This window comes from Thalassoroseus sp. (assembly GCF_984380535.1).
Map to the genome: position 1 here is coordinate 43,384 of NZ_CFHRBF010000010.1, position 14,587 is coordinate 57,970.

At 53.4% G+C, this 14,587-nt stretch carries 12 protein-coding genes; 9 read left to right on the forward strand and 3 right to left on the reverse strand.

The genetic code is table 11. The annotated features are described in order from the left end of the window. Window positions 1-31 precede the first annotated feature (31 nt). Window positions 32-1,951, reverse strand: coding sequence for a biosynthetic arginine decarboxylase (speA, locus tag AC5DDB_RS15045; RefSeq protein WP_491740555.1), 1,920 nt, complete (start codon window positions 1,949-1,951; stop codon window positions 32-34). Between the two features lie 601 nt (window positions 1,952-2,552). Between speA and rbp the strand changes: the two genes are divergently transcribed. The 9 genes from rbp (at window position 2,553) to AC5DDB_RS15090 (ending at window position 10,787) form a co-directional block, all read left to right on the forward strand. Further along, window positions 2,553-2,873 carry an RNA-binding regulator gene (gene rbp, locus AC5DDB_RS15050; protein ID WP_491740556.1) on the forward strand — a complete coding sequence of 107 codons (321 nt, stop codon included), beginning with the start codon at window positions 2,553-2,555 and terminating at the stop codon, window positions 2,871-2,873. A 158-nt stretch (window positions 2,874-3,031) separates the two neighbouring features. After that, window positions 3,032-3,799 carry a Swt1 family HEPN domain-containing protein gene (locus AC5DDB_RS15055; protein WP_491740557.1) on the forward strand — a complete coding sequence of 256 codons (768 nt, stop codon included), beginning with the start codon at window positions 3,032-3,034 and terminating at the stop codon, window positions 3,797-3,799. After that, entirely contained in the window at window positions 3,796-4,167 is a 372-nt protein-coding gene (locus AC5DDB_RS15060; protein WP_491740558.1) for a cupin domain-containing protein, read from the forward strand. Before AC5DDB_RS15055 ends, AC5DDB_RS15060 begins: the two co-directional genes overlap by 4 nt. A gap of 50 nt (window positions 4,168-4,217) precedes the next feature. Continuing rightward, a complete protein-coding gene (locus AC5DDB_RS15065; protein WP_491740559.1) occupies window positions 4,218-6,083 on the forward strand; it encodes an alpha/beta fold hydrolase in 1,866 nt (621 codons plus the stop codon). A 164-nt stretch (window positions 6,084-6,247) separates the two neighbouring features. Further along, window positions 6,248-6,883 carry an adenylate kinase family protein gene (locus AC5DDB_RS15070; RefSeq protein WP_491740560.1) on the forward strand — a complete coding sequence of 212 codons (636 nt, stop codon included), beginning with the start codon at window positions 6,248-6,250 and terminating at the stop codon, window positions 6,881-6,883. Window positions 6,884-7,120: 237 nt separating this feature from the next. Further along, entirely contained in the window at window positions 7,121-8,206 is a 1,086-nt protein-coding gene (locus AC5DDB_RS15075; protein WP_491740561.1) for a DUF1559 domain-containing protein, read from the forward strand. Between the two features lie 183 nt (window positions 8,207-8,389). Then, the gene (locus AC5DDB_RS15080; protein WP_491740562.1) at window positions 8,390-8,704 is read left to right on the forward strand and encodes a hypothetical protein; all 315 of its coding nucleotides are present in this window, start codon (window positions 8,390-8,392) and stop codon (window positions 8,702-8,704) included. 125 nt (window positions 8,705-8,829) lie between these two features. Continuing rightward, window positions 8,830-9,000, forward strand: a complete 171-nt coding sequence (locus AC5DDB_RS15085; RefSeq protein WP_491740563.1) for a hypothetical protein — start codon at window positions 8,830-8,832, stop codon at window positions 8,998-9,000. Window positions 9,001-9,086: 86 nt separating this feature from the next. Beyond that, a complete protein-coding gene (locus AC5DDB_RS15090) occupies window positions 9,087-10,787 on the forward strand; it encodes a proteasome accessory factor PafA2 family protein (RefSeq protein ID WP_491740564.1) in 1,701 nt (566 codons plus the stop codon). On the opposite strand, the gene AC5DDB_RS15095 is transcribed toward AC5DDB_RS15090, so the two are convergent. Both AC5DDB_RS15095 and AC5DDB_RS15100 read right to left on the reverse strand, forming a co-directional pair. Further along, window positions 10,750-12,546 (reverse strand): GGDEF domain-containing protein, encoded by a 1,797-nt coding sequence (locus AC5DDB_RS15095; protein WP_491740565.1) that lies wholly within the window; start codon window positions 12,544-12,546, stop codon window positions 10,750-10,752. The genes AC5DDB_RS15090 and AC5DDB_RS15095 overlap by 38 nt on opposite strands. Before the next feature lie 408 nt (window positions 12,547-12,954). Then, window positions 12,955-14,223, reverse strand: coding sequence for a C45 family peptidase (locus AC5DDB_RS15100; protein WP_491740566.1), 1,269 nt, complete (start codon window positions 14,221-14,223; stop codon window positions 12,955-12,957). Window positions 14,224-14,587: the final 364 nt, after the last annotated feature.

The window sequence follows — 14,587 nt, forward strand, 5'->3', positions numbered from 1 at the left end:
CCACCGATAACCGCCTCACACGAAAACCGGTCTATGGAGTGTCGGCGAACCGCTCGAGGTATGTGTAGTTTCGGAGACTCGATTCATAAGACTTCAAGAACTGCCCCGCTTCTTGGTGGGACAAACGCTTCTCGCGAACCGCTTCCTCGACGGACTTCTGAAGCTGGCCCAACAGTTCTTCGCTGTCGAATTCCACATAGGCCAAAACTTCGTCGACACGTTCTCCACGCACCACGGTTTTAATCACGACTTCACCGGCATCGTCGAGATCAATATGAACCACGTGCGGGTTGCCGAAGAGGTTGTGCAAGTCGCCCAGGACCTCCTGGTAAGCGCCGACCAAAAACGCCCCGAGATGATACGGTTGCTCATCAAGGGCATGCAGCGGCAACGCACGTCGCACATCGCGACGATCGATGAAACGATCGACCTTGCCGTCGGAATCGCAGGTGATGTCTCCCAATACCGCCCGACGTGACGGTTTCTCGTTGAGACGTTGCAACGGCATTACTGGGAACAGTTGTTGAATCGCCCAACTGTCCGGCATCGACTGAAAGACCGAGAAGTTGCAGAAGTACGTATCTGATAGCATCGCCTCTAATTTCTGCAACTCTTCCGGGACGAATTCCATTTCCCGCGAGATTTTATGGATACGTCGGCAAATCCCCCAGAACAAGTCGTCCGCGAAACTGCAATCTTCCAATGACAGCACGCCCGAGAGAAAACGGCTCATGACCATGTCGCGAAGTTGGATCGCGTCGTGATAGCTTTCATGAGCATTGCGGACGGTGAGTTTCTTGCGGATATAGAATAAATCGCGGAGAGGTTGTGGCGTATCGTCGGGGATGTCTTTCGGGAACGACACTTCTCCTCGCGTAACAGCTCCCATGACGCTGAATAGCAGGACACTGTGATAGGCGGAAATCGCGCGACCGCTCTCCGAGACAATATTCGGATGGGCAACACCGGCGTCATCGCAGACGGATTTGATCTGGTAGATCACATCGTTCGCGTATTCTTGCAGCGTGTAATTCATGCTGGAATCGAAGTCGGTCCGTGAACCATCGTAATCGACTCCGAGCCCACCTCCGACGTCTAACGTCTTCAAACCGGCACCCTGTCGCACCAAGTCTGCGTAAATCCTCGCAGCTTCCACCAGTGCCGATTTGACGAAGCGAATATTCGTAATCTGGCTACCGAGGTGGAAGTGCAGCAGATTCAGACAATCCTCCATGCCCGCCGCTTTCAGTTTGCCGAGTCCGTGAAGAATTTCACTCGCCGTGAGACCGAACTTCGAACGGTACCCACCCGAACCCTGCCACCGTCCAGAACCACGCGACGACAACTTGACCCGCATGCCGATCTGCGGTCGCATTTCCAAGCGTCCGGCAACGGACATGATCAGATCGAGTTCTTTGGGTTTCTCGACGACGATCGTGATGTTGCGGCCGATTTTCTGAGCCGACAATGCAGTCTCGATAAACTCTACATCCTTGAAGCCATTACAGACGATCGGCGTCTCGTTGTTGGTGACGGCAATCACCGCAAGCAATTCGGGTTTGCTACCTGCTTCCAGACCGAACCCAAGGTGACCGCCGTATTCCAGAACTTCCTCGACGACTTGCCGATGCTGATTGACCTTGATCGGGTACACACAGTTATAAGCGCCGGCGTACCGATACTCTTTAATCGCATGCTGGAACGCATCGTGAATTTGTCGCAGGCGGTCTTTGAGGATCCCGCTGAAACGCACAATCATTGGCAACTCCAGGCCACGGAGTTGCAGTTGTTCGATCAACTCGGGAAAGTCGATCGAGCGGCTCTCGTCACGGTCTGGATGGACTTGCAGACGACCGCTCTCAGAGATGGAGAAGTAGCCCTGGCCCCATCGCGAGACTTCGTAGAGTTCTGTTGCGTCTTCAATATCAAAGGCGTTTTCCGAAACGGCCATGCGCTTAAATCCACCAGGGGCTGCAAAACGATCGATTGGGGACCAAAGTCCACTCCGCGACTGGAATAACCGATCGGTTCGGCGACGTCCAGTGAAAGTCAAATTTGAAGACGTTCAAACCACAATTTTCTCGATTTCGTGGAAAACCTAATTCGCAGGATACCTTTTTCGAAACCGCCCGATACAATCAGAACCGGAAGGTTGGGGGTGGTTTTGTCCCCTCCTTCCGCGACACCCTCTCTGTTTGCAAGCTTATCTTCCCTTGGTCATTCGCTCTGAGCTTCATGCCCTCGGCCCCAAGACTGACAAGCCGGTCAAAACCTGCCAACAACGAAAGATGTAACTGGCAGACCCGCCGAGATGGTTCGCAATGGTGAATCGCGTTTTCCAAGTGCTGGAATACTGGGTTTCGCCAACCCATTTTACGAGTATGACGCCGAAATGTATCGGCACAAAATGGCTTTTCGAAGCTTGGATTTGCTTGCGGTGAAGGATTGTCTCCGGATCTGGCAGGCGCGGATTTGTCGGGATTGGAACAACACAGTCGTTGTGCCATTCTCGACAAACACAGAAGGCCGAATCGACGGTCTAGGAATGACTCATGAGTAAGAATCTGTACGTTGGCAACCTCTCCTTTAACACAACGGCCGACGGGCTTCGGCAAGCGTTTGAGCAGTTCGGTGCGGTGACGAACGCTCAAATTATTACAGACCGAGAAACCGGCCGGAGCCGTGGCTTCGGTTTCGTGGAAATGGCAGAGGGTGGTGACGAAGCCATCGAAGAAATGAACGGTACCGAACTGGATGGTCGCACGTTGACCGTCAACGAAGCGCGTCCGCGTGAAGATCGTCGTGGCGGCGGCGGTGGTGGCGGTGGACGACGTGGTGGGGGCGGCGGCGGATACGGCGGCAACCGCTACTAAGAAGTTGGATTTTTGACTCTCCATGCTCATCGATTGAGTGTGGAGAGTCGCTAGCAATTGCACTGATGGCATTCTAGAAATCTCGAGTTGTGTACAGTACTATGGGCCGCCTGTGATGTGGGCCGTGTGCAAATCGAGATTTTCAGCCGGGAGAAGCAGTGCGCGTTTATCGAGAGCAAGTCACGCAGGCCCTAGACAAACTCTCTGAAGGTTTGGGACCGTACATTGAGTCCAAGCTCACTCCGATCTACAAAGATCGCTGGGTGAAGGTTGCCCGCGAGAGCTTCCGCTCAGGACGCGGCAAGACCGGTGAGACCAGCAACACGATCGACTGGGATGCACACGCCACTTTGACAGTGATGTGGGACCAGTGGAATAGTGTGTTCCGACACGATCTCGGCCAGACGGATCGAAGTTTGGTCAGCGAGTTGCGGGAGTTCCGCAATCTTTGGGCACACCAAGCGGATTTTGATTTCGAAGATACCTATCGCGTTCTCGATAGTGTTGAGCGGCTGCTAAAAGCTGTCGGCGCTTCCGAAAGCGAAGATGTGGCCGACATCAAACAGCGAGTTTTTCGGTCTGAGTTTGATCAGCAAGTCCGCGCGGTCTACCAGCGATCCGAAGCCCGACGCCGAAATCTGCTCGATATTGGTATCTATTCCGCCTGCTGTGCGGCGATTCTGTATGCCATCTTTGAAGGTTACGGATCGAAAGCATGGTTCATGATGATTTGCGTCGTGACCGTCTTCAGTGTCATCATCTGGCAGCGTCTTTCCACGCCACCGATCTTGTTTGGTGCGCACGAGTGTCTCGATTGTGGTCGAATCATCTATACCGACCAGTGCCCCTATTGTGCTCGCACCGCACCCCGACCGCGTTCCATTCCCCGGAATGAACCGGAGACGCCAGAGGAAGGCCAAGCATGAGCCGTTCGCCACGGTGGGAAATCGTCGATTTCGAAGACATCCCGGGCACGCCTTGTCCCTGCGGAGTCGCCAGACGGGCTTTTGCCGACAACGAGTACGCCCCGGGAACGGTCCATCTCACGGAAATCTCCGAAGACGCCGAACGACATTTTCATCGTAATCAAACCGAAACGTACTTCATTTTAGAATGCGAACCGGACGCGTGTATCGAGCTCGATAATGAACGGATTCCGATTCGCCCGCGGATGGCGATACTGATTCCCCCTGGCGTGCGACATCGAGCGATCGGACGGATGACGATCTTGAACATCGTCGTTCCCAAGTTCGACCCCAACGACGAGCACATCGACGGTCAACCTGTTCATTGAATTGCAGGTCTCGCCGTCCATCAGAAACTATCAATCATTAGGAAATCGCCATGCCACGATCGTTCATGATTCTGATGACATTGTTCTTGCCAGCCGGCTTGCAAGCGGAAGAGGAGACGAGCAAACCGCTGCCGAAAGTTGTGCTCGTGGGCGATTCGATCCGCCTCAGTTACACACCGGCGGTTCGTCGATTGCTCGACGGACAGGCAACTGTTGTGAGTCCGAAACCGAACGGTCAAGATAGCGCGAATGTTCTCCGAAATGTGGATCGTTGGATCGTGGCGGAACAACCGGATGTCGTTCATTTCAATTGTGGTATTCACGACACCAAAAAGTTCAAAATCGACGGACACTTTCAGGTCTCGCCGGAACAGTATCGTTCGAACTTAAAAGCGATTGTCGAACGTATCCGATCAAAAACCGACGCAATAGTTCTGTTTGCCACGTCGACACCGATCTTGGACGCTCGAGCTGCGGCGGCTCGGACCGGTCGCGATTATGAACTCCTCGATGCAAGTATCGAGCAGTACAACGAGATTGCACGAAGCTTGATGAAGGAACTCGATGTTCCAGTGAACGACATCAATTCTGCACTCAACGACTCCGACACGGAACTCGAGTCATTGATCGTGACCGATGGCGTGCATCTGTCGGATGCGGGCAAAGAACTCGTCGGTAAACGAGTTGCGAATTTTATCGCTCGGTTCCTACCCGGCGATGCCGCCACGCAATCGGTTTGGCACGTTGACGAGTGGAAACAAGTTCCCGAAATGAAATGGCTGGATGAATCGTCGCCGATTCGCTCGCTGACCTATCGGAACGAAACCTTCAAGCAAAAACCAACAGACGTTTTCGCTTTCTATGCCACTCCCGGCACAATCGCTGGTGATCCGTCCCTCGATCGGAACTTGCCGGCGGTGGTGCTGATTCATGGCGGAGGGGGAACGGCGTTTGCGGAATGGGTTTGGTTGTGGGCCAAGCGAGGTTATGCAGCGATTGCTATGGATCTTTCCGGGCGACGTCCCGAGGCCCCTCGGTTTGATGAAACGACGGGCGAGTTCATTCCTAACCACCGTGCAAAACGGACACGTCTTGAGTTCGGCGGGCCGGAAGCAGATCACGTCTCCAAGTTCGAAAACGCCGGTGAAGATCTATCCGATGATTGGCAGCCCCATGCGGTTGCTGCGGTCATGCGTGCCCATTCACTTGTACAGAACTTTCCCGAGGTCGATGCCGACCGGACCGCCGTCACCGGTATCAGTTGGGGGGGATATATGACGTGTCTGGTCGCCTCACTTGATGATCGTTTCAAGGCTGCCGTTCCGGTGTATGGGTGCGGCTTTCTTTATGAAGGCGAGTCCGTCCAAAAACCGCAGATTGACCGTCTCGACGAGTCCAAAAAATCCTTCTGGATCACGCATTACGATCCGTCGGCTGTACTGCCGATGTGCGAAGTTCCGATTCTGTTCGTCAATGGCACGAACGATATCCATTACCCGCTCAATAGTTATCAGCGAAGTTTTGATCTCGTTCCGGGACCCAAGCAAATTCGGATCGAAGCCGGCATGAGACACAGTCACATTCATGGCTGGGCTCCGGAGGAGATCGGACTGTTCATCGACCAGCATCTCACGGACGGCAAACCGCTTCCGAAACTCACGGACTTGCAAGTCACTGGCCAAATGGCGTCGGCGAAAGTCAATGCCGACTTACCCATCACGCAGGCGGAGATTGTTTTCACAAGCGAACATGGGCTGCTCAAAGATCGTACTTGGCAGCATGAAAAGGCGACGCTCGAAGATGGCGTCGTGAAAGCGTCGATTCCCGAAGACGCAACCGTCTGGATTCTTACCGTCACCGATGACCGTGGCGCAATGATAAGTAGTACAGTTCAGTTCGCAAAAAAGGCCGATTGAGCATGTCGTAGCGGTTATGGTCGCTTGTTAACGGCCAATGTTTGCCACGAAATTTGGTTTTGGTTGAGTGGAAGCGCTGACAAGAGTAGCATGGCAACTTCGATGAATTTCTGGTTTAGTCGATGCTCGTTCCAAGCTCAACGGGCTGCCGTGCAAGGTGAACTATGGCTGACAGCGAAGTACAAAAGAAATATCCCGCCGTTCTTCTCTTTGGTCCCCCTGGTGTTGGGAAGGGAACGCAAGGAAAGATTCTCGGGGTCATTCCCGGGTTCTTTCATCTTTCCAGCGGCGATGTTTTCCGCTCGCTCGATATTAACTCTCCTGAAGCCCAAGCTGCCTTGCCCTTCATCTCACGTGGCGAACTCGCTCCCGATGAACTGACGATGAAGATTTGGCTCAACGGGTTGAACGGCCAGATCGCCACCAGTTTGTACAAACCTTATGAAGACCTCCTGATTCTCGATGGTATTCCCCGTAGCGTGCCGCAGGTGGCACTTCTGAGTGAATATTGCGACGTCCATTCCATCGTCGAATTGGTCTGCAAAGACGAAGAGAAGATGATTCACCGGATCAAACGTCGTGCCCTCCGCGAACACCGGTTGGACGATGCCAACGAAGATGTCATCCGCAGACGTTTCGAGGTCTACCACCGAGACAGCCATCCGGTCATTAAGGAATACCCGCCGGAAATGGTCACGCAGGTCGACGCGATGCAGTCGCCAGCCGAAGTTCTGCGAAGCGTGCTCAAAGTGATCATCCCGGTGCAGAACGAACACTTCCTGAGTTCCCGCCGAACTTAGGACCGGACCTCTTTGCATGCGGTCGCCGTGACTGTCTCCTCACAGAGGGAGACAAGTTCCCGAGAGCGATCCCAACGCCACACATCCTCGTATTCGCAGTCAGCCGCCCGGTTCTTCGGGCGGCTTTTTTTCGATCCCTGGTACTTGACAGCCGATCTTGCGGGCATTAGTTTAGCGATCGCTAAACATTTTAGCGGTTGCTAAACTTTTTCCTCGTCGTCGATCTGAAAGGTCAGTATGACTCGTCAACGCATCCGTCACCGCGACGCATGGGGGTTCACACTCATCGAACTCTTGGTTGTGATCGCGATCATCGCAATCCTAATTGCCCTGCTGTTGCCGGCGGTTCAACAGGCGCGAGAAGCAGCCAGACGAACACAATGTCGGAACCAGCTGAAACAACTGGGCATTGCCCTGCACAATTACCACGACGCCCACAATTCTTTCCCGGCGGGGTACGTGAGCTTTGCCACCTCGAATGGGTCGGCTCCGGCGTCGGCCAATCTCGACCCGAACACTTGGGACGCGGCTCCCGGCTGGGGATGGACAGCGATGCTGCTGCCCTACTTCGAACAGCAAAATCTGGCAGACCAACTTGCACCGGAATTCCCGATCTGGCATCCCGCCTATGCCGGACTGGTGCAAACGAAATTGACGATGTTGTTATGTCCGTCTGCATCGGGCGGCGACGAGCCATTTGCCGTCCAAGATGCCAGTGGGCAGGCACTAACCATTAATGGGAATCCCATCCGACTCGGGCGTTCCCATTACGTCGCCAGTCATGGCCAGGAATCGTGTTGGGGCGAATGTGGATCGAGTTTAACGGGTGAGGTCTTTACCAATATCTACACCAGCGAGACAGTCACGGTGACCATCAACGGAGATGTCTCGCGGGTCGCGGATGGACCGTTCTACCGCAATTCCCGTACGCGTTTTCAAGATGTGACCGATGGGACTTCCAACTCGATTTTCCTTGGCGAGCACTCGTCCCTGCTCAGTGACAAATCCTGGGCAGGTGTTGTGCCGGGCGGATTCACGCACCCACGCTTCACATCGCCCGAGAATGGTCCCGATGCGGCTGCAACGCTCACCCTCGTGCACGCAGGTCCGTCGGGTGGTGAACTCGACATCACCGGGTTTCCGATCATCCATCCCGTCAATTTCCCCACGTATCACGTCGGTCAAATGTACTCGGAACATCCTGGCGGCGGACACGTGACTTTCGGCGATGGATCGGTGCGATTTGTCTCCGAGAACATCAGTCTGCTGACATTCGCGGAACTCTCCAGCATTGCTGAAGGGGAAGTCATTGGCGAGTACTAACGCAGTTTCCGTTTTCGATAACGGCTTCTGTCTCGTGGAATCGCATCGACCATCAAATTTTCACATGTCAGCGGACGCGAATAACCGTGATACCGACTTGGCGAAACGGAAACGCAATCGGGCGCCGAAACTGTGTCTGACTTCATCATGCGACTTTCTGACCAATCAGCAGAGGATTTCTCAATGAAAGATGGCCTACGTAACCTGGTGATCGTGGTGGGGGTCTCCTTCCTCATCTCGTTAAGTGGCTGTGGTTACGGAGAAGTGAGTTCGGAAACCTACGAGTATGCAATGGCGTTATACTCAGTATGCAACTCACGCGACACGCAGCGACTTCACGCCTTCCAAACGCAATTCGAAGAAGCAAAGACGAAGGGAAAAGTGGCCGCGAACGAGGGGCGAATCCTCGGACGAATCATCGATGTGGCAAACGCTGGGGAATGGGAATCGGCAACCGCGGACGTCCGAGCCCTTTTGGAAGCCCAGGTCGATCGGTAAACGGTGAACAGTTCGGACAGAAAATCGTCTGATGATTTTTGAAATCCAGCCTGTTGCTTGTGGTCATCGTCAGCGGTACAATTGGTGAAAATTTCACTCAAACTCGCAATCCATGAGGAAATCCCATGGCAGAGCAACAAGTTACTCAGACCGAAACTCCCAACAACACCACGCCGGTAACCGTACCGGTCGAAACCGTACCATTGAACACGGTGTTGGCCTCCATCATGCGGGACAGCAAGAAGGCTGCGACCGACTACCTCAATCAAGTCCACGTTCGACATGGTGGCGAGTGAGAAATTGACTTCGCCGGGCACTGACTGGGTGGCCGGCGGTTCTTGCAATTTGTACTGTTCCCGAGGCGATCTCCGCTGAGACTGTCATGCTGGACCGATTGGCCGGGTTAGAGACGGAATATGCAATCCGTTTCGATCCAGATGACCCTTCTCGAGAACGTCCGGTTGACTACCGTCTCTACGAGTCTCTCATCGCTGCACTGCGAGAGCAAATTTTGACGGTCAGTGCAGGCGAGTTGAAAGAAGGCGTTTTTCTGGGGACTGGTGGTGCTGTCTGGTTTGAGCGAGTTCGCTTCACCGGTGGCTTCGGTTTAGTTGAGGGTAGCACGCCCGAATGTCGTGGCCCGCGACAACTCCTGCAGTATCAACGCGGTCAAGATGAACTGCTCGCCACTGCATGTAGAGACGCCAAAGTCCCAGGATCGTTGACGCTGATCAAAAACGACCGTGATAGTCACGGAAACGTTTACGGGGCGCAAGAGAATTACGAGATCTCGATTGGCTCCGCTGCAACCTTGTTTGCTTGGCGGATCGGGTTGATCTTCTTGCTGCCGTTCCTCGTTCTGGCGTGGGTGGGCTATGGCTTGATATGGGTCGGGATCTTTCTGTATGTCATCCTGGCGGGGCTCGCCTATTTTTTCTTGCAGTTCTTTTTGCCCTCACATTGGCGTGAGCCTGTATTACGGGTCATGCTTGGCGAAGAGTTTACGAAGCAAGATCCATCAGCGTATGCCTGTCCGGTGCCGACTTGGCTTGAGATCTTGGTGCCGAACATCATTCGTGTCGTCACCGGGCCCTTCGCAGTTGGGCTCTACCTGTTGGTAAACTGGACGGCGGGTCGATCGATTCGGCGACGTTTACTTCCGTTCTTGGTGTCGCGACCAGTCATTAGTGGTGCGGGTTTGGCGAGTGACGGCGAGTTTCGACTCTCGGACAAATCCGATGCGATGAATTGCCAACTCGGTTACAACGGGATGATTCTTGATCGCCCCGTCTTCAGCATTGGCCATCTCTTCAAACCAGTCGTGTTCAGCAATTGGTCTTCGTTCCGAGAGTATTTGAGACTGTTTCACCCGAAACAACGGCTACAGATCTGCATCGGCGACTCCAACATGGCGGAGGAGGCCGAGTATCTTCGAATCGCGACCACGATGCTCGTGCTTGATGCTATCGAGGCAGATTTAGTGCCACCTGATTTGCGATTCCGTCGACCGATTCGTGTGCTGCGTGATCTCAATGGTGACCTGAGTTTTCAGCGGACATACCGCTTGGCGGACGGACGAAAACTCACGTCGGTCGAGATTCAACGCGAATATCTGCGGCTCTGTCAAACGTATTTGAACTCCCATCCGACGCCAACCGCAGAAGCACTTGATGTGATCAATCGGTGGGAAGAAACACTGAACTTGTTGCAGACCGATCGAGACAAACTCGTGGGGCGTTTAGATTGGGTCACGAAGTCGTTTCTGCTGAAGCAGGCAGAAACTGACGCAGCCACGGACGTCTTGAAGAAAATCGACATCCGTTATCACGAACTATCGCCCGACGGTTATTACCAACAGTTGACCTCAACCGGGCTCACCCGATCGATTCTGACTCCGGAAGAAATCGAAACCGCCAAACACCTTCCGCCGCCCAACACTCCTGCGACGATTCGAAGCCGATACATCAGGGAGTTTTCCGGCGAGAATGTAGCGTTCCAAGTGAATTGGAACACAGTGACGATCGGTCGCGGAGCCAAAGCTCGGGTTATCGATTTGACGAGTTTAGAACCGGTATCTTCTTGAGATCGGTTTCAGTCGATGTCAGAAACGGCGTGTCAAACCAGTCTGTCGGGGGTGTGCAAACGAGATTGCGTCCAGCGTCTTTGGCGTTGTAGAGGCCTGCATCGGCAGCTGCTAACAGACTTTCTTCGCATTGACCGTCGTTGGGGAAAGTGGCGAGACCAATGCTAGTCGTGACGCGGATGGGAATTCGCCGATACCAGATCGTTTCCACGGAAATTGCTTCACGAATCTGTTCCGCGATCCGTCGAGCTCCCTGGATGCCCACACCATCTAGCAGGACGGCTAGTTCCTCTCCGCCGTAGCGGGCGATAAAGGCACTTTCGCCGGCTCTCATTTTCGCGGTCTGCTCAGTCAAAATCCGTGCGACAACCCGCAAGACTTCGTCGCCGGCTTGATGTCCCCATGTGTCGTTCACGGACTTAAAGTGATCTAAGTCGCATAGCAACAACGAAAACTCGGACCGGTCTTCTCGGGACGATTCAAGTTGCTGACGAAGAGCTTGATCAAAGAACCGGCGATTGGCGAGATCCGTCAGACTATCACGGTTCGCTTGACGAGCCATATCGGCGATCGTCTGAATACGCACGAGCGTTTCACTCAGGTGATTCGCCGACCAGGAGATCAGGTCGCGTTCGTGTCGGGTGAAGGTCCTGTGTGGTTTTCCCTGATGAGAAAGACAGAACGCACCCACCCAACGATTTTTTTGGATCAGCGGAGCCAGCACGGCGTGGTTGATCGTCAGATCCTGTTCAGCCTCGTCACGATCCACTGTGATAACTTCACGACAACCTTTATGCAGGCCGATCAGTTCACTTTCAATTTGCTGGTATTGGCTGCGGACCTCGAGTGGAACTTCTCCCCAAACTCGGACCATCGGTTTTTGCTCCGCGACAGCTTCGGACGAAAGTTCCGAGTGGCCGACGAACACGGTTCCCGCGTCGGCTTTGACGATCTGTCGAAGTTCGGCCATAAACGCTTCCACCATCTCCAATGGGGAATCGTACTGCCGATCCGTAATATTGCGAAGTTCGAGCATCTCTCGCGTTAAGCGGAAGAGATCTTCCTTCTGCTCTAAAGCGTAGAAGCGTTCGACATTCCCGGCGATATGAGCGGCCAACCGACTGGCCAGTTCCCGTTGTTGTTCTCGTGATGCGTCGGCCGGGTACAAGTTCGTGCTCAGAAGGATGCCGGTTAATTCCGCATTCTGTCCAAGTCCGATGAGGTACACGCTTTCGGTCTTTTCGCGATCTCGAATCGCGAGACGCTCATAGAGTTGCGTCGATTGCAACTCGTCAGAACCAAGCTGCATCACGCAACCGGGATAAAGCCGTTCGACAAGGTCACTGTCGATTGTCAACGTCTCAATGGATTCTGAAGAAAGGTGATATCCGCGACAAACATAGCAACCATCTTCGTCGACACGCAGCAAGACAGCGTACTGTCGCACGTCTTCGCCGGCGAAACTCCTCAAAATCAGGTCCAACGCGCTGCGGATATTCGTCTGCGATACGAATTCACTGAGGAGTTTGTTCTCCATTTGTGTGAGTGCATGCTCGAACTGAATGTCGCGTTGTTCGTTTCTGAGAAGGTGCAGTTCGTTGTTGCTGGTCCGGTACTCGCGGCTGGCTTGTGCGACGTAATGAAGATGGAGGATATACTGAATCAGACAGATTAAGGCCAACACGACAACGAAGCCACCGTCTAACATCCGGTCGAGAACGCTAGACAGATTCAACGAAATCGCATGGCAAATTAACATGATTTCCCCTAATTCACTGCCGGAAGATCAGGCTCCTTTGCGCAGAGCATGATAGGCACAGCGAACACTAGCATGTAATTCAGCGTGAAAATGTGTTCCACACGATATGTTGCGGTTCCTCGCCAAATTTCTTGCCGATACAATCAGCGAGATCCGCATTGGTGACACATGCCAATCGGGGAAATCCCCACACTTGGCTTGAACGTGAAATCTTCGCGATCCAAATGCACTTTCGTCGAATCAAACTGGCTGACGTTTTCTGTTAACTTCGAGTGATCGTTGCATGGTGAAGTTTCACTGTCGCTGAACCTTCGGCCGGCCGAAGGGAAGACCGTGCGCATTGAAAAAGGCCTGCGGGAACAGTTTCGCTCCCTCAGGCCTTTGCTGCTTTTCAATTGGTTCTGTCGTTTAACTCGCCCGACGTTTCTTCTGGGCAATCGCCGGTTCAAATTGCGGGTCACGCGACCGAACATCGAGCAACGCCCGCATTGCAATCGCCGCCATCGCCTCTTGAAACTTCAGAAGTGTGCGAGTTTGTGGAGTCGTCTTACGCCACTGAGCTAATTGCACAGTGGTGCGATCGACAATCTCTTTTTCTGCGCGTATGGTCCGGCTCCAAATCCGATTCAAATGTCGCGTTCGGAGAATTCGTTCGTCATCTTCGGTATAACTGGCCTGCCGAAGCTCACAAACCGCGGCACAAAGTGAGTCCAGTTTCAATTGTTGCTTAGCGATAGAATCCGATTGATCGGTTTTGACCCAACAAGGGACCGCGACCGAGAACACAGGTTCTCCGAGCATCGTCCACATGGTCGTCAGGTCATTCGGTTCGTCCTGACGCACTCCTTGGAACACCGCAGCCGCAACCGTGTTGTACCGGTTGATGGTCGAGCGTGTGTCGACTACCGGCTTGAGTTGAGTCTTGGACGAGATCGGAAGACGCGGGTCCGAAAGATCTCGACTGCAAGTTTCGAGAAAAAATCGATAGTCAATCGTCCCATTTCTTTGTAGCTCTTGGCGCAGCAATCGCTCAGCACGCAGATATCGACCCCCGGAGTACACACGATCGAACCCGCCCAATTCGATGGCCTTCGGTTTCGAAGCCGTCATTGAAAAGTTCGAGCGAACGATGAATCCATGTGGTGCCGTTTCTGGATCATTGGCATCGAATTTCGCAAAACTCTTATGACCGGCCTCATACAAAACCGCGGCACCTGCAGCGTCGATCACCGCAAAATTGGCTCGAGTGCGGCGACCGGTAACGTTCGTACGATCGAGTAACGCCTCGAAATCTGCAGCCGTCCGACAGGTTTGCAGGGCCTGTTTCATAAACCGGCCATTGCCGAAACCGATGGAACTGCCACGAGGTAGGTCCCGGGAAAGGGAGTTCTCGATGCAGAAGCCAGCTTCGTTCATGCCCATCCAGATGCGATCCGCATCATGTTGGTCGATGACAGCAACACATCGCAGCAGACCGTCGTTGAAGTAACGCACGTCGTTCTCGCGACTACTCGTGTCGCGGTTTTTCCATAGCAGTGGTCTTTGATCAGGAGTAACCCGACCCGAAACGACTGCGATCGTACATCCTTCGCTCTGCTTGGAAAACATCGGTGACAAGCAGATAAGAATCAATAAGCAGAAAATGGCTTGAATGTTCCATCGATTCAACCGCGCCATATTGCCTCCCTTCATCGAATCATTCGAGTTATGAGACTTAAGACCGATCTAGGATAAGCATAGGCGATTTTGCAGTTCTTGCAAAAGCCCAAGTTGATCCGTTTAGGGGGTTACGGCGACGAGATTCTAAAAATTATCAGTGAACATTCCGGCGTGCCGATCGACGGTTTTACGAGGTTATGACTGTTCGGTTGTTGTAAGTTGTTTACTGACAATTGTTTGAGTAGATGTGCTTCGTTGCAACTTCTGTTGGCAGCCCTAACGGGAACTCATGAACGTTATGCGGTCGAAAATTTGAAGATAATTGTAAGATTTTCTTTGGCGCGCTAACTTTTTGGCTCGAAACCTCGATTCTCTGCAAGAC